The following is a 14539-nucleotide window of genomic DNA, read 5'->3' as shown; positions in this document are numbered from 1 at the left end:
ATACACCTTTAACCCAAATCGGTCATTAGCCCGCAAAGGCTTTTTAAAGCGTTTAGATGTTATGCTTTTCTTCGTCTTTGCACCTTATTTTGGCTCTTTTCGTTTGTTTTTTCAGTTGTTTAGCTCGCTAAACGTCTTCAAAAACAACCAAAAATAGCTCAAAATAAGCTCGCAAATCTCGACNCAAATATATGAAGAATTTATTTATCGGAGTTGATTTTTCGAAAGAAAAAGTTGATGTGGCTATCATTTTTGCAGACGGTCTGACAGAAACGGCCCCAAGAGTGTTCAACGAGTTCAAGACAACAGTGTCTGGCTACAAGCAACTGGTCAAGTGGGTGGAGAAGAATTCCTACGGTATCGATCCTTCCCTGTGGCTCTTCTGCGGTGAAAATACTGGCGACTACAGCAAAGGACTATGCAACTTCCTCTACGGCAAAGGCTACGATATGTGGCTTGAGAACGCCAAGAGCATCAAGGACGCATCAGGTCTCAGACGATTGAAGTCTGACCGCGCCGACGCCTCGATGATTGCAGAATACGCTATGAGAAATCACGACAAAGCCGTTATGTACGAGCCACTTAGCGAGTCACTTGCACAACTACGAGAGCTGTTTCTGTATCGTCAAATGGTGGTACGCCATAGATGCAGCTTTCAGGTGCGTAGAGGCGAGAAGAAGCTCACTATGGAGAAATCGCCTATCAAGACAATGATCTCGCAGAGCGGAAGGCATATCGTATCAGAACTCAATAAGGAAGTTGAGAAAATAGACAAGCGAATCGCCGAGCTCATTAAGTCGGACGAAGAGCTCACCGAGGTGTTCACAATCGTGACCTCGGTGCCTGGCATAGGAACGCAGAACGCTGTCTGTCTGATGGTGTATACAGACAACTTCCGTCGTTTCAACTACGACTCGCGCAAGATTGCCTGCTATTACGGCTTAGCCCCATTCGGAAAAGACTCTGGCACCAGTGTGCATTCTGATCCGCATGTACATTATATGGCGAACCGCCAGATAAAGGCCATGCTGACACAAGCTGCACTGGCTGCCGTCAAATTCAATCCCGTTATGGCGAGGTACTATATGCGCCTCGTGGAACGAGGAAAGAAGAAGCAAGTTGCATTGAACAATGTCAAGAACAAACTTGTGCATTTGGTCACTGCAATGGTTAGAAACCGCCAAACATTCACCCCTGATTATAAAATCTCAGCATAAATTGAAAATAATGGTCAAAACATTTGGATTTTAACATAGAAAGCGATTTGGGGTTAAGCGTATTCCGTCTTCAACAAATTTACTTCTTTATGTTTATTTCTTCAGCTATCAAGTATTCGTTACGTCGACTACTATTACGACTAATCAAGTCGCCAAGAAAGCCTGCAAGGAAGAGTTGCGTACCCAATATCATTGCAACAAGCGCAATAAAGAATGATGCGTGATTGGTGAGTAGGTCTCCATAAATGCCATTAGATAGATTTATCATCTTTTCGATGATGAACCACACGAAAGCTATAAAGCCAATGAAGAAAACAAAGCTTCCCATCAAGCCAAATACGTGCATAGGCTTCTTGCCAAAATTGGTTAAGAACCATAGTGTAAGAAGGTCTAAATAACCATTGAAAAAGCGGTTTATACCAAACTTAGTTGAACCATATTTACGTGCTTGATGCTGCACCACCTTTTCTCCAATCTTCTTAAATCCAGCCTCTTTAGCTAAATAAGGGATATATCTGTGCATCTCTCCATACACCTCAATGTTCTTTACAACAGCTTTCTTATAAGCCTTTAGTCCACAATTGAAGTCGTGAAGATTTTTCACACCACTAATGGCACGTGCTGTAGCATTGAAAAGCTTTGTAGGAAGTGTCTTTGATAAAGGGTCGTAACGTTTCTGTTTATAACCACTTACAAGGTCGTATCCGTCCTCTGTTACCATCTTATAGAGTGCAGGAATTTCATCGGGCGAGTCTTGCAAGTCAGCGTCCATCGTTATTACCACATCGCCTTGCGCCTCGTTAAATCCACAATAGAGTGCAGGGCTCTTACCATAGTTACGTCGAAACTTAATGCCTCGTACGTTTTCGTCGGCTTTTGAGAGCTGTTCTATTACCTCCCAACTCCTATCGGTTGAGCCATCATTTACGAAAATTATCTCGTATGTGAACTTATTCTCGTTCATTACTCTACGAATCCACGAATGTAATTCAGGCAAACTTTCATCTTCGTTGTAGAGTGGTACTATAACTGATATATCCATATTTTAGATTATAACAAATTTTGATTTGAACGCACAGAGCGAAACATAAATGCAGCAATGGGCAAACTTATCATTGCGCCAAAGAAAGCACCATAGAGAAAACTATTTACCGAAATGGTCATAGGTGCAAAAGCATCGGGAACTAAGGTCAAAAACTCATCTCTGCTTACCCCCATTGAGGCATAAAGCGCATCGTACTGAGGTGCAGAAAGGATAGTTGAAACCATACGTACCAACTTTCCGTTATCAACAAATTGCATATAAAGCCACTGCAAGAAGCTAAAAATAAATGCTCCATTGAAGAAAACTCGTACACAGTAGAAATAAGCACGCTTAAAAGAAATCGCTCCTCCAAGACCCTCTTCACGATATATCTTTAGGCGATAAGCTACAAAAAATGGAGTGGAAAGCAGCAATATGGTACTAAATTGGCTGAGAAAGCTCTGCCAAGTCATAGCAAGAAAGCAAGCAAACGAAGCTGCCCACACAATTGCTAAATAGATGCCATCATAGCGTGCGTACGCACTAAGTTGTTTTATTTCGTCCTTATTCATAATGCAAAATTACTCAATTAATATTATAAATAAGGTAACAAGCTGCGAAAATTATGTTTTTTTGTTAAAATCAGAAAAAATAAGGGATACTTTACAGGATATTAAAAATAAATGATTAACTTTGCACTCGCTTTCAGAAAGAAAGTAATGAGACGAGCAAGTCTCTTACGGTCAGCTCCCTTTGAATCCCCCAGGATGGGAACATAGCAAGGGCAGAAGGTCGTAGCGACGCGATAAGAATCGCTTGCTCACCCCGCCTCTTTAGCTCAGTTGGCCAGAGCACGTGATTTGTAATCTCGGGGTCGTTGGTTCGAATCCGACAAGAGGCTCAAAAAATCAAAATAAAAAAGGATAAGTCAGAAATGATTTATCCTTTTTTTATTTCTCTTTTATCCAATTCCTACTATCAATATATTCTTACATCAGAGATGACAAACGAACCCACATATTCGTTAAGGCGTTTCACCAATTGTGAACGCATCATACTTAAATCTTGACGCAATGCAGGATTTACTATCTTAACATAAAGTGTTTGGTTGCGAATAGCTTTCTCTTGGGTATATCGGGCTACGGTTTTGCCTGCTACTACTTCCCACGCATCAATGAGACGCTTCTGCATCAGCGGAGTTTCAAGTCCACCATCACGCAACATTTTGCCCAATACTTCGGATAAGGGCTGTACCTTTCGTCTAAACATAAGCCACCTCGCTTTCGCTTATTTCTCCTCCTACAACATTAAAGAGTTTATAATCGAAGGTCGAATTTTTTAGTATTTTGTCTAAGTGTTCACGATTGGTATCGGTGATGAATATTTGCCCGAACTCCTCACCCGACACAAGTTTCACTATCTGCTCTACCCTATTGGCGTCCAACTTATCGAATATATCATCGAGCAATAGCAACGGCACACGTTCGTTAGTGGCACGTTTCAGAAAGGTGAATTGTGCCAATTTCAGTGCCAATACAAAGGTTTTACGCTGTCCCTGACTTCCTTCACGCTTTATAGGGTAGCCACCGAGCATCATTACAAGGTCGTCTTTATGAATACCATGAAGCGAATAGCCCATAATTCTGTCTTTTGCTCTGTCTCGTTGTATCACCGAAAGCAAGTCGCCACGTTGCCCGTGCGAAACATAGTTTAACGATACTTCCTCGTGATTTTGTGCTATGCGTTGATAGATGTCTTGAAATACAGGCACAAGTTCGTCTATATAAGCTGTTCGCTTTTTATAAATAGTCTCTCCATATTCTGCCATCTGCATTTCTAATAGCTCCAATAGTGTAGCGTCAGGTTCGTCCTCTTGCTTCAATAAGCTATTTCGGTTTTGCAAGGCTTTGTTATAGCGCAATAGCAAGTCGATGTATTCTTTATCATACTGCGATATAACCACGTCCATCAGTTTGCGTCGTTCCTCGCTTCCCCCTTCTATTAGCGAAATATCTGCTGGCGATATAAAGGTTAAAGGCACTAACCCTATGTGTTCGCTTAGCTTCTTGTATTCTTTCTTATTGCGCTTAAAATGCTTTTTCGTACCTCGTTTCATTCCGCAATACACGCTCTCTTTGTCACCTCCATCGGTGGTATATTCGCCTTCAATCACAAAAAAATCGTTCTCGTGGCGCATCACTTCCGAATCCTTTGGATTGAACGCACTGCGACAGAACGATAAGTAGTAAACAGCATCCAAGAAGTTGGTCTTACCCTCACCATTATGTCCAATGAAACAATTCATCTTAGGCGATAACGCTAAAGTTGCCGTCTGAATATTTTTGAAATTGATAATCGAAATTTTATCTAAGCGCATAACAGTTCTACGAGGAAATAATATAAACGTTGTACACCCATTCTCCACCTATGGGTAGCGCCTTTCTGTGCCACGCTATAGATATAGAATGAGTGTACAAAGTTAATCAATTTATGCGAAAAAACGGTGTTTCTGCTAATCAATTATGATTAGATTAACACCCGTTGCCATCTATTCTGCAACTTTCTGCTACCTCTGTGCTGCTCAACCCTGCTTCTTTAGGGTTGAGCGTAACAGTGCCATCTTCCAATACAAAGCAAGGTATGCCAGCATAACCCTCACGGCGTGCCTCGTCGAAGACTGCATTTGTATCGCGCAAACGTAGAAACTCTTTCAAGTAACGCACGTGTTCGCCAATATCTATCACCTCGTATTGTGGATTGCCTTCCGCTTGCTTGTCCACAGCTACACAGTCGGGACAAGACTTCATTCCATATATTTTAATCATTGCGGTTTCTCAATAGAGATTAATGATTACAAATTTTAGATGCGTCTACTGTAAACGATTCAGCTTGTGCAGGCATAAATTTGCCTTTGCTTTCAAGAAAGTCTACCAATTCTTCGGCGGTCATTCCGTCTACTGAACAAGTGTGAAAGCGTTCTTCTTCACCAAACTTTTCTACAATTGCTTTTACCAATTCTTCTTTAGTTGCATAACTATTGCCTTCCATCATATGAAGTACATCGTGTCCGTGTGCCATATTCTTATTTTATTTGTGATTACTATTAAATTTTATCGCAAGCAAAAGTACGCACTTTCACCTTATCTTTAGGGCACAAATGTTACCTTAATACTTGTTTTAACTTTATTTATACTCTTCTTTTCACTCCTATATGATAATCCTTAATCCCAAATCGGTCGTTAGCCCCAGTCGGACGTGTCGGACAAGTCGGACTGGTCCGACTGGTCCGACACGTCCGACTGGGGCTAATGAGCGATTTGGGTTAATACAGCGATATAACTCCACACTGAGCACTCAAGGAATATTGTTGCCGATTTTTCGTAGTTCACAAATAGAACAATCTACTGTAGAGCGGAATGTTAAGAATGCACAAATGTAAACAATTGATAATGAGACGTTTATATTTGCTTTCCAAAACATATATGTTTAACCCTCCCAAACATATATGTTTTACCCCCTCAAAGTTGAACTTTGGGAAGCTCATACATATATGTTTTGCTTTTCAAAGATAGATGTTTTGTTTTAGAAAGATAAGGCAAGGAAAAACAGAACAACAATTGCCTTATTGTAAAGGTCATATTGTTAAGGTAAGAGTGAGCCATTTCGCAGTATGTTTATTTATGATACTAACTCGGTTATTTTATCTTTCACCACAAAACTTTTGTGGGCTTAGGATCTTTTACTTATGTTGAACGAATGTAAAATTAAGTGCTCAAGATTTGAAAACCCGTTAAGTATCGAAAACAAAGTGTTAAATGGAATAAAGAAAAATGACAAAATTATTCTTTTAGATTTATTGAATGTATATTTGCAATCACAAAAACGGAAATCAAAAAATTAAAACATCATATAAAAGAAAGTTATGAAAAAAATCGGAAACTTTTTCGTGGGTGCTTCTTGCGTTCTTGCTTTAGCACTCTCAACAGGAGCTTTTATCAAGGTTTATGGAGCAAAAGCCCCTGTAGTAGCCCCTGGTCAGCCTGTAGACCTCACTTACGCAGCTGAAAAAGCGTTGCCAGCTGTGGTACATATCAAGTTTGTACAAAACTCAAAAACTAAAACTATCGAAGTACAAGACGACCCATTTGGAGGTTTCTTCGATTTCTTTGGCTTCGGTATGCCTGAAGGCAATGGCGGTGGCTCACGTCGTCAGCAAATTCAAACTCCTAAGAAACAAGCCACAGGTAGTGGTGTTATCATCTCATCTGATGGATATATCGTAACCAACAATCACGTTGTGGAAGGTGCAGACGAACTTACCGTAACCCTTAACGATAATCGTGAATTTTCGGCACGTATCGTAGGTACAGACAAGAGCACCGACCTTGCTTTGATAAAGGTTAGTGCCAACAATCTGCCAACACTCCCTATTGGCGACTCGGACCGCCTGAAAGTGGGCGAATGGGTTATTGCTGTAGGCAACCCTTACAACCTTAACAATACCGTTACAGCAGGTATCGTAAGTGCAAAGGCTCGTGGTTTGGGGGCATCAAACGGAATTGAAAGCTTTATCCAGACCGATGCTGCCATCAATCAAGGCAACTCTGGTGGTGCATTGGTTAATGTGCAAGGCGAATTGGTAGGTATCAATGCTATGCTTTTCTCTCAAACAGGTTCGTACAGTGGTTATGGTTTTGCCATTCCCACCTCTATTATGAGCAAGGTGGTAGACGATATTAAAAAGTATGGAAGTGTTCAGCGTGTAATGTTGGGCATTACAGGTGGCGATGTATTGAACTATATCAACGCTCAGAAAGAAGAAGGCAAGGAAGTAGACCTTGGTACTAACGAAGGTGTATATGTAGCTGAAGTAAGTGCAGATGGCAATGCAGCCGAATTGGGATTGCAAAAGAACGATGTTATCACCAAGATAGACGGACAACGAATCACCAAGATGTCTGAACTAATGCAAGCCCTCAATAGCAAGCGTCCTGGCGATAAGGCAACAATAACCTTCTTGCGCAACAAGAAAGAAATGACCAAGACAGCAATACTAAAGAATGCACAAGGTACAACCAAACCTATAGCTCAAGCCGATATTGATGTGCTCGGAGGACAGTTCCGACCTGTAACCGATGCACTCAAAAAGCAACTCAACATCAGCTATGGTCTTGAAGTGATGAAAGTAAATAGCGGTAGCTTGCGCGAAGCAGGTATTACACGTGGATTTATTATTCAGAAGGTAAACGATGCAACTATCAATTCTATTGATGCTTTGCAAAAAGTAGTAAAGACTGCTTCTATAAGCAAAGACCCTGTACTCTATATCCAAGGTATCTATCCTACAGGTAAGAAGGCTTACTTTGCTGTACCGCTAAGCGAATAAGTGAAGTATAGCAATAACACGAAATATCAGAAACCTTGTTGTCGCACTTTAGCGATAGCAAGGTTTTGTTTTTATGCGTATTTACTGAAAGACAATGTTCGTAAAATATAAAACACAATGACGTTCGTTGAAAAAGTAGGTTTTATACACATATTAATCGAAGAAAACTTTGGGAAACTCGCTGATTTTATGTAAATTTGCCCAACTTAATATCAATTCCTACCATAAGATGAGACAACTCAAAATAACTAATTCGATTACTAATCGAAAAGGCGAGGCGCTCGAAAAATACTTACAAGACATCAGTCGTGAGGAACTTGTAACGTTGGAAGAGGAGATTGAACTCGCACAGAGAATTAAAAAAGGCGATGAAAAAGCATTGGAAAGGCTCACAAAAGCCAATCTAAGGTTTGTTGTGTCGGTAGCCAAGCAATACCAACATCAAGGCTTATCACTGTCCGACCTCATCAATGAAGGTAATTTGGGATTGATAAAAGCAGCACAGAAATTTGACGAGACACGCGGTTTCAAGTTTATTTCGTATGCTGTATGGTGGATTAGGCAAAGCATACTGCAAGCCATAAACGACCAAAGTAGGCTTGTGCGTGTACCACAAAACCAAATTGGCTCGTATAATAAGATACGCCGAACGCTCAACGACTTTGAACAAGAATACCACAGACAGCCAAGTATAGAAGAGTTGGCGGAACTAACGAACTTTACACACGAGCGAATAGCCGAGGCACTATCAATGAACAACATCAACGTTTCGATGGATGCCCCTTTTGCTAACGATGAAGGCAATAGTCTGCTTGATGTATTGCCCAATAGGAATACACCTGCGGCAGATGAAAGTTTAGTAAAAGAAAGTTTAAATAACGAGATAGAACACGCATTAAGCAAACTATCAACACGTGAACGAGAAGTGGTGAAGGCGTTTTTTGGTATCAACGAAACCGAAAAGTCGCTTGAAGAGATTGGCGAACTTACAGGGCTTACCCGTGAGCGTGTAAGACAATTAAAAGAAAAAGCCCTGCACACACTGAGACATAACTCAGGCAATAGGCTGCTCAAAGAATATTTAGGAAAATAAAAAATAAAAAATGAAATTATACAAATTATTGGTTATAGCAGCAATGCTATTGGGATTGGCAACTGAAACATTTGCCCAAGAAGGATACAAAACAGCGAAGGTTTATATGTTCGGCTTTGCTACATCATTCAACGACTCTACACTTTATTTCACCGATATACAACCCGTAGACGTGTATCGTGAAGACAACCGAACTCACTTTTTAGTAAACAGAGAAGATTATTCGTATCAATTGCGCAATTATATAGAACGTATGGGCAGAGCAAACTACCCTATGTGTATGGTATTGTTTGCTGATGATGAGAAGAAAGCAATGAAAAAGTATGTTCAGTTGCAAAAGAAATACACAAAGAAGAGCAAGGTGAAATATATCATAAACCATATTGCTGCAACCGACTTTAGATTTACAACCGTTGGACCTGATACGCAGACAACAACTGTGCAAAGCAATGGGAATAAGAACATTGTAGGACGAAAAGAAAATTCCAAATAAATAAGATACGGAAAGAGAAGAGATGCAGACACACAACTTCAAAATAGCAGATCACAACGTACGTATCAATTTTGCTAAGTCAGAGGCAAATGGTATGCACTTATTGCGTTCGTTCGAACCTTTTCGTGTTGAGAATAATGATGGTGAGCTGTTTTTTCAACTTACTGTGGACGATAGTTTGACGGAAGTAGCACCAGAAGAACGCCATCTGATACGCAGTTTTGACACGGGAAATGGTGATACTATTGTTGAAAAACTTAGTGACGGCGGCTATCAATTTGTAATTAAGAACATTGCTAATTCGGTATGCTGCCTATTGATAACCAACAAAGATTTTTCCAACTGTCGTTGTGCGCTCAGTGGAGATTATAATATGCGTACGTTTGGGCTAAACAACGCATTAATGCTCATATTTGCTTTTGCTGGTGCAAGTAAACAAATATTGCTTATACACGCATCTTTGGTGCGCAATAATGGGTATGGATATGCGTTTATAGCCAAGAGTGGCACAGGAAAATCTACACAAGTAAGTATGTGGCTTCGCTATATAGAGGGCTCAGACCTTATGAATGACGATAACCCCATTATACGCTTGATAGACGATGAATTGTGGATTTATGGTAGTCCGTGGAGTGGTAAAACGCCTTGCTATCGTAACGTAAAAGCTAAATTGGGCGCAATAACACGTATTGATAGAGCTGAAACCAATTCTGTGGAAAGACTTAACCCTATACAGGCTTTTGCTTCATTACTTCCATCGTGCTCCACAATGAAGTGGGATTCGGATATTTTCAATGCACTGTGTGATATGATTACAAAGATTGTTGAGAAGTCGGATATTTATGTTCTTCATTGTTTGCCCAATAAAGAAGCTGCTGAGGTGTGCTATAAAGGGATAGCTAAATCATAAAAAAAGGCGTGTGAGGATAGAAAAGGCTGAAAAACAATTTGAGAATGCAAGTTTGCTGCCTGAGGTAGTAAAGATGTTGCAAGAAGGACATACGGTAACGCTCCGATTGAAAGGGTATTCTATGCGTCCATTCTTGGAAAATAATCGCGACAAAGCATTGCTCGTTAAGCCCACAACATTGCGTATAGGCGACCCTGTGTTGGCAGAAATAATGCCCAAACATTTTGTTTTACATCGCATTATTCGCATTGAAAATGACGATATTACCCTATTAGGCGATGGAAACCTATCTACCGAATATTGTAAAAAGGAAAATATTGTGGGGGCTGTGATAGGGTTTTATCGCAAAGGTCGCAATACATTAGACAGGACTGACGGAAGAAAATGGCGCATTTATAGCAAAGTATGGACTGCATTACGTCCGTTTAGACGTATTCTTCTTGGTGTTTACAGGCGACTATGGATACCGCTTTTGGGCACAATATAAAGATAGAGAAACAAATAAAATATAGAAAAATGAAAACAAAGATAGGATTTAATTTACGTCAAGTATGTGGCGAAAACATCATAGTGGCTGAAGGAGAAGAGAATATCGACTTCTGTAATATCATCTCAATGAACGAAACTTCTGCTTTCTTATGGAAAGAAGCACAAGCAATGGACAACTTTACAATAGAAGATTTGGCAAAGCGTCTTGTTGGCGAATATGAAATAGATGAGGCTACAGCTATTAATGACATTGCCAAACTTGTAGCTCAATGGGGAGAAACGGGCATTATAGAGGGAGATGACATCCCACAATTGAGCGAGAAAAGTAATGAAACAAGTGCTGAAACAAAGGCTAATACAGTAGAAAAAGAAGAACCTGCTAAAGAGAAAAAGGGCTTCTTTAAAAAGTTATTTGGATAATTCTAAATCTGAAATATAAAAGAAAACAAACTGTAGGCAGACTTTTTACAACCTACAGTTTGTTTTGTGATAATAGCAACTTGACTTTTGTTTTATTATTCTTTTTACTTCCGTTGCTATTGAGTTATGTGTTTTTACTCGTAATCGTCTATTACCGAGTTCATCATGTCCATCATTGGTTTACCAATTTTGCAAATTTCTACAAACTTATCTACCCAAGTATTACCTTCAAAGAAATTATCTGGAACTTTCACCCAACAACAATAATCTTTCATTCGCAGATATTGTGCAAACTCGTAATCACGTGGAAAACCTTTAGGGATAGTCTTTAACGCCGTAAGTCCAAAGCCTCTGTCAGTAACGTTACCATCTTCCCAATGTCCCTCATTAGCATAGCCAAAGGTTTTAACAAACTTTCCGTCTTCCACTATTTTACGCCAATGGTCTATGTCACCCATTATTTCATTGCGACACGAAGTAAGTATGTTTGTTGGAAGGTAATAAGATCCTATTGCTATGAGGCAGTTGTTGGGTTCGATGTGCATATAGTAGCCTCCTCGTAATGATTTTTTGCCTTTAGCACATATATATGCGCCAAGATGTCGCTTGTATGGACTTTTGTCAGGAGAGAAACGTGTGTCACGATAAAAACGATAGGTGCAGTCTTTTACTTCAAGATGGGAAACTTCATCATCAATCGTTGTCAAGGCTTTGATGGCCATCTCTACCCCACTTTCAAAATCTTTTCGTATTGTTTCGTATTGCTTTTTATGTTCTTGAAACCATTCTCTATTGTTGTTGGCTGCAATGGCTTGCAAAAAATGGTGTATCTCTTTTGTATTCATCTTTATTCTTTTAGTTCTACTTTCTTGACTTACTATTCTCTAAATCCTTAAGAAATATAGTTTATTTACCCAATCTTTTTTCTCTAAAGTCTTAGGACATTGTTTTATTAGCCTTACTTACTGCTCACTAAAATCTTAAGACATCGTTTTATTTACCTAACTTACTATTCTCTAAAATCTTAGGGCAAAACGTTTCAAATGGGCATTTTTCACACATAGGACGTGCACTCTTGCAAATGTAACGTCCGTGGAGGAGTATCCAATGATGAGCAGATGAAACCTCATCTAACGGAATATTCTTCATTAAATAGTCTTCTACTTTTCGTGGAGTGTTGGCGTCTTGTGGTACTAAGCCCAATCTATGACTTACACGATATACGTGCGTATCCACAGCTAATGTAGGTTTGCCAAACCATACAGCCTGAATGACATTGGCTGTTTTGCGTCCTACTCCAGGAAGTTTAACCAATTCTTCTGTCTCTGATGGTACTTCGCCTCCGTAGGCATCTACCAATATTCTCGACATTTCCACTAAGTGTTTCGCCTTAGAATTAGGGTAAGACACGCTTTTAACATATTCGAAGATTTCTTCTACTTCAGCTTTCGCCATTGCTTTTGCATCTGGATATTGTGCAAAGAGTGCGGGCGTTACTTCATTGATACGCTTATCGGTGCATTGAGCTGAAAGTAATGTTGCACAAAGCAATTGGAAAGCAGACCCAAACATTAATTCTGTAGTTGTTATCCCAACATTTTCTCTAAAGTAATCTAATATATAGGTATATCGCTCTTTTCTTGTCATCTTGTCCTTAATCTATTTATAGAATATAATGAAGCAAAGGTACAAAAAGTTGTGCGAATACTTTTATTAGCGTTTGATAATTTTTGAGAATACACAAATAACGTTAGGAATATGTATAAATAGGTGTAATACACCATCTAAATAGGTGATAGATAACATTGAAAATGCGAAAAAAGATGTTGAAACTTATATTTTCATCAGTAAAATTTGGTAGTCAGATAAAGTTACAGTAATTTTGCAAGAAAATAAAATATAAAGAATTATGACAACTCCAATGATAGGTCTTGCAGTATTGCTCATCATCGCAGTCGTAGGATGGGTAATAGCTGAAGCAAAGAGTAAAGCAATCACTTTCCAACATTCTGAAGATGAGAATGAAGGATGGGAAGAAATGCACGAAGCATTTGTAGAACACGGAGGTAAGGAACTTACTTTAAGAGACTTACTAAAGAAGAATTGTACTACAGGCTACAAGTCTATTTAATCCAAAACGGTTATTAGACTAATTTATGAGTTTGCTTTATTGTTAGGAAACTTATGAGATGTCTTTTACATGAAGAATACATTCTCATTATAATAACCAATTTGGGCTAATTCAGAATAAGCTGTAATGGCTGCAACGAAACAAAAAATAGGATATATCTGTGCAATGTGGATATATCCTATTTTTTGTATATAATGATTTAACCCAAATCGCTCATTAGCCCGCAAAGGCTTTTTAAAGCGTTTAGATGTTATGCTTTTCTTCGTCTTTGCACCTTATTTTGGCTCTTTTCGTTTGTTTTTTCAGTTGTTTAGCTCGCTAAACGTCTTCAAAAACAACCAAAAATAGCTCAAAATAAACTCGCAAATCTCGAAGAATTCTAACGACCGATTTGGGTTTAAGTATCTGATATTAATCTCTTTCTTACTGACCCTTAATCTGGTATAAGGAAGTTTATCACTTCTTTTTCTACGATAACTTTAAACTCGTCTACAGGTATATTGTTCATTAGGCGCCCATCTATGCCCACCAAGGTGCGAGGTTCTATCTGCATTTTTACCTCTTGAGTACGATATGGATGTACGCTTCGATGATTTAAAAATTTACCTTTAAGGAAGAGATAAATGCCTTCAAACAATTGGGTAACACGTGGATTGTAAACTACCGATACATCTAATAGTCCGTTATATGGCACTGCATTAGGCGTTTGTCCGTAACCTTGAGCATTGCCAATACATACAGTCATCACTTTGCGCTTTATTTTATCTGTATTAATTTTGATGTGCATCTTGTAATCCATACGTTGGAAAGCAAGCAAGGCAAAAGAGAAGAGAAATGAAAGTGTGCGCGAACCAAAGAGATTACGCGTGCGACGACGAAGGTTCATTATAGCTGCAATAAGTCCTATATTGATGCAATTATGGAAATAACGATGGCAACGTTCACCTCTACGATTTTCATAGCGTATGCAACCGAGGTCAATTTTACGTACTCTACGCTTGTGCAACCACGAAATAGTTTCCTCTATATTGTCTTCTTGAAAGCCCCAAAAATGGGCAAAATCGTTCATTACACCATTAGGAATAATGCCAAAAACAATGCTATTGCGCAATTCGCTATCTTCCTGCATTACGCAATTTACAGCATCATTTAGTGCTGAGTCGCCTCCAAAAATAATAATTGTTTTGTATCCGTTGCCAATCATCATCTTGACAAGATGGTAAACACTGGCAGAACTTTCGCTCTTTACCATATCAAAATCAATGTTGTGAGCTTTCAAACAGCGTTCTGCTCGCTTCCAACGTTTATTAGAACTGGTTAAAAAACCGCCTTTTGGACAATAAAGTATGCCCCATTTCTTTTCATCTACCATAGTT

At 39.3% G+C, this 14539-nt stretch carries 17 protein-coding genes and 1 tRNA gene; 9 read left to right on the top strand and 9 right to left on the bottom strand.

Features of this window, described 5'->3' with window-relative positions:
- Positions 1 to 191 precede the first annotated feature (191 nt).
- A complete protein-coding gene (locus tag CZ367_RS04280; RefSeq protein ID WP_077195775.1) occupies positions 192 to 1217 on the top strand; it encodes an IS110 family RNA-guided transposase in 1026 nt (341 codons plus the stop codon).
- 79 nt (positions 1218 to 1296) lie between these two features.
- Here CZ367_RS04280 and CZ367_RS04275 read toward each other — a convergent pair whose 3' ends face one another.
- Together CZ367_RS04275 and CZ367_RS04270 are read right to left on the bottom strand one after the other, a co-directional pair.
- A complete protein-coding gene (locus CZ367_RS04275; protein ID WP_077195774.1) occupies positions 1297 to 2259 on the bottom strand; it encodes a glycosyltransferase family 2 protein in 963 nt (320 codons plus the stop codon).
- A gap of 8 nt (positions 2260 to 2267) precedes the next feature.
- Entirely contained in the window at positions 2268 to 2813 is a 546-nt protein-coding gene (locus CZ367_RS04270) for a DUF4199 domain-containing protein (RefSeq protein WP_077195773.1), read from the bottom strand.
- 255 nt (positions 2814 to 3068) lie between these two features.
- Between CZ367_RS04270 and CZ367_RS04260 the strand changes: the two genes are divergently transcribed.
- A tRNA-Thr gene (locus CZ367_RS04260) sits at positions 3069 to 3142 on the top strand.
- 77 nt (positions 3143 to 3219) lie between these two features.
- Here the strand turns inward: CZ367_RS04260 and CZ367_RS04255 are convergent.
- The 4 genes from CZ367_RS04255 to CZ367_RS04240 form a co-directional block, all read right to left on the bottom strand.
- A complete protein-coding gene (locus tag CZ367_RS04255) occupies positions 3220 to 3510 on the bottom strand; it encodes a DciA family protein (RefSeq protein ID WP_077195772.1) in 291 nt (96 codons plus the stop codon).
- Complete coding sequence (gene recF, locus CZ367_RS04250; RefSeq protein ID WP_077195771.1) at positions 3503 to 4618, bottom strand: DNA replication/repair protein RecF; 1116 nt, start codon at positions 4616 to 4618, stop codon at positions 3503 to 3505. The genes CZ367_RS04255 and recF overlap by 8 nt, the downstream gene beginning before the upstream one ends.
- 154 nt (positions 4619 to 4772) lie before the next feature.
- On the bottom strand, positions 4773 to 5066 hold the full coding sequence (locus CZ367_RS04245; protein ID WP_077195770.1) for a glutaredoxin-related protein: 294 nt from the start codon (positions 5064 to 5066) through the stop codon (positions 4773 to 4775).
- A 19-nt stretch (positions 5067 to 5085) separates the two neighbouring features.
- The gene (locus tag CZ367_RS04240) at positions 5086 to 5319 is read right to left on the bottom strand and encodes a YecH family metal-binding protein (RefSeq protein ID WP_077195769.1); all 234 of its coding nucleotides are present in this window, start codon (positions 5317 to 5319) and stop codon (positions 5086 to 5088) included.
- A gap of 844 nt (positions 5320 to 6163) precedes the next feature.
- Here CZ367_RS04240 and CZ367_RS04235 point away from each other — a divergent pair.
- The 6 genes from CZ367_RS04235 to CZ367_RS04210 all read left to right on the top strand — a co-directional run bounded on the left by CZ367_RS04235 (position 6164) and on the right by CZ367_RS04210 (position 11032).
- Positions 6164 to 7627 carry a trypsin-like peptidase domain-containing protein gene (locus CZ367_RS04235; protein ID WP_077195768.1) on the top strand — a complete coding sequence of 488 codons (1464 nt, stop codon included), beginning with the start codon at positions 6164 to 6166 and terminating at the stop codon, positions 7625 to 7627.
- Positions 7628 to 7856: 229 nt separating this feature from the next.
- Positions 7857 to 8720: a sigma-70 family RNA polymerase sigma factor gene (locus CZ367_RS04230; protein ID WP_077195767.1), complete on the top strand. Its 864-nt coding sequence runs from the start codon at positions 7857 to 7859 to the stop codon at positions 8718 to 8720.
- Positions 8721 to 8730: 10 nt separating this feature from the next.
- A complete protein-coding gene (locus CZ367_RS04225; RefSeq protein WP_077195766.1) occupies positions 8731 to 9213 on the top strand; it encodes a hypothetical protein in 483 nt (160 codons plus the stop codon).
- A gap of 22 nt (positions 9214 to 9235) precedes the next feature.
- A complete protein-coding gene (locus CZ367_RS04220) occupies positions 9236 to 10123 on the top strand; it encodes a hypothetical protein (RefSeq protein ID WP_077195765.1) in 888 nt (295 codons plus the stop codon).
- Between the two features lie 10 nt (positions 10124 to 10133).
- On the top strand, positions 10134 to 10610 hold the full coding sequence (locus CZ367_RS04215; RefSeq protein ID WP_077195764.1) for a S24/S26 family peptidase: 477 nt from the start codon (positions 10134 to 10136) through the stop codon (positions 10608 to 10610).
- Positions 10611 to 10639: 29 nt separating this feature from the next.
- Positions 10640 to 11032: a PqqD family protein gene (locus CZ367_RS04210; protein WP_077197355.1), complete on the top strand. Its 393-nt coding sequence runs from the start codon at positions 10640 to 10642 to the stop codon at positions 11030 to 11032.
- 134 nt (positions 11033 to 11166) lie between these two features.
- Here CZ367_RS04210 and CZ367_RS04205 read toward each other — a convergent pair whose 3' ends face one another.
- On the bottom strand, positions 11167 to 11877 hold the full coding sequence (locus tag CZ367_RS04205) for a DUF2461 domain-containing protein (protein WP_077195763.1): 711 nt from the start codon (positions 11875 to 11877) through the stop codon (positions 11167 to 11169).
- Between the two features lie 148 nt (positions 11878 to 12025).
- On the bottom strand, positions 12026 to 12679 hold the full coding sequence (gene nth / locus CZ367_RS04200; RefSeq protein WP_077195762.1) for an endonuclease III: 654 nt from the start codon (positions 12677 to 12679) through the stop codon (positions 12026 to 12028).
- Between the two features lie 262 nt (positions 12680 to 12941).
- On the opposite strand from nth, the gene CZ367_RS04195 reads away from it, so the two are divergent.
- Entirely contained in the window at positions 12942 to 13163 is a 222-nt protein-coding gene (locus tag CZ367_RS04195) for a hypothetical protein (protein WP_077195761.1), read from the top strand.
- A 433-nt stretch (positions 13164 to 13596) separates the two neighbouring features.
- Here the strand turns inward: CZ367_RS04195 and CZ367_RS04190 are convergent, their stop codons facing one another.
- On the bottom strand, positions 13597 to 14535 hold the full coding sequence (locus tag CZ367_RS04190) for a diacylglycerol/lipid kinase family protein (protein ID WP_077195760.1): 939 nt from the start codon (positions 14533 to 14535) through the stop codon (positions 13597 to 13599).
- Positions 14536 to 14539: the final 4 nt, after the last annotated feature.

This window comes from Prevotella ihumii (genome assembly GCF_900155655.1).
Lineage (GTDB): Bacteria > Bacteroidota > Bacteroidia > Bacteroidales > Bacteroidaceae > Prevotella > Prevotella ihumii.
This window is presented reverse-complemented; position numbering and strand designations above follow the sequence as displayed.

Excerpts from the sequence above, each read along its gene's own strand:
- CZ367_RS04220 (WP_077195765.1), top strand. The coding sequence starts at position 9,236 with ATGCAGACACACAACTTCAAAATAGCAGATCACAACGTACGTATCAAT.
- CZ367_RS04245 (WP_077195770.1), bottom strand. The coding sequence starts at position 5,066 with ATGATTAAAATATATGGAATGAAGTCTTGTCCCGACTGTGTAGCTGTG.
- CZ367_RS04255 (WP_077195772.1), bottom strand. The coding sequence starts at position 3,510 with ATGTTTAGACGAAAGGTACAGCCCTTATCCGAAGTATTGGGCAAAATG.
- nth (WP_077195762.1), bottom strand. The coding sequence starts at position 12,679 with ATGACAAGAAAAGAGCGATATACCTATATATTAGATTACTTTAGAGAA.
- CZ367_RS04190 (WP_077195760.1), bottom strand. The coding sequence starts at position 14,535 with ATGGTAGATGAAAAGAAATGGGGCATACTTTATTGTCCAAAAGGCGGT.
- CZ367_RS04195 (WP_077195761.1), top strand. The coding sequence starts at position 12,942 with ATGACAACTCCAATGATAGGTCTTGCAGTATTGCTCATCATCGCAGTC.
- CZ367_RS04210 (WP_077197355.1), top strand. The coding sequence starts at position 10,640 with ATGAAAACAAAGATAGGATTTAATTTACGTCAAGTATGTGGCGAAAAC.
- CZ367_RS04205 (WP_077195763.1), bottom strand. The coding sequence starts at position 11,877 with ATGAATACAAAAGAGATACACCATTTTTTGCAAGCCATTGCAGCCAAC.
- CZ367_RS04275 (WP_077195774.1), bottom strand. The coding sequence starts at position 2,259 with ATGGATATATCAGTTATAGTACCACTCTACAACGAAGATGAAAGTTTG.
- CZ367_RS04235 (WP_077195768.1), top strand. The coding sequence starts at position 6,164 with ATGAAAAAAATCGGAAACTTTTTCGTGGGTGCTTCTTGCGTTCTTGCT.
- CZ367_RS04230 (WP_077195767.1), top strand. The coding sequence starts at position 7,857 with ATGAGACAACTCAAAATAACTAATTCGATTACTAATCGAAAAGGCGAG.
- CZ367_RS04280 (WP_077195775.1), top strand. The coding sequence starts at position 192 with ATGAAGAATTTATTTATCGGAGTTGATTTTTCGAAAGAAAAAGTTGAT.
- recF (WP_077195771.1), bottom strand. The coding sequence starts at position 4,618 with ATGCGCTTAGATAAAATTTCGATTATCAATTTCAAAAATATTCAGACG.
- CZ367_RS04270 (WP_077195773.1), bottom strand. The coding sequence starts at position 2,813 with ATGAATAAGGACGAAATAAAACAACTTAGTGCGTACGCACGCTATGAT.
- CZ367_RS04240 (WP_077195769.1), bottom strand. The coding sequence starts at position 5,319 with ATGGCACACGGACACGATGTACTTCATATGATGGAAGGCAATAGTTAT.
- CZ367_RS04225 (WP_077195766.1), top strand. The coding sequence starts at position 8,731 with ATGAAATTATACAAATTATTGGTTATAGCAGCAATGCTATTGGGATTG.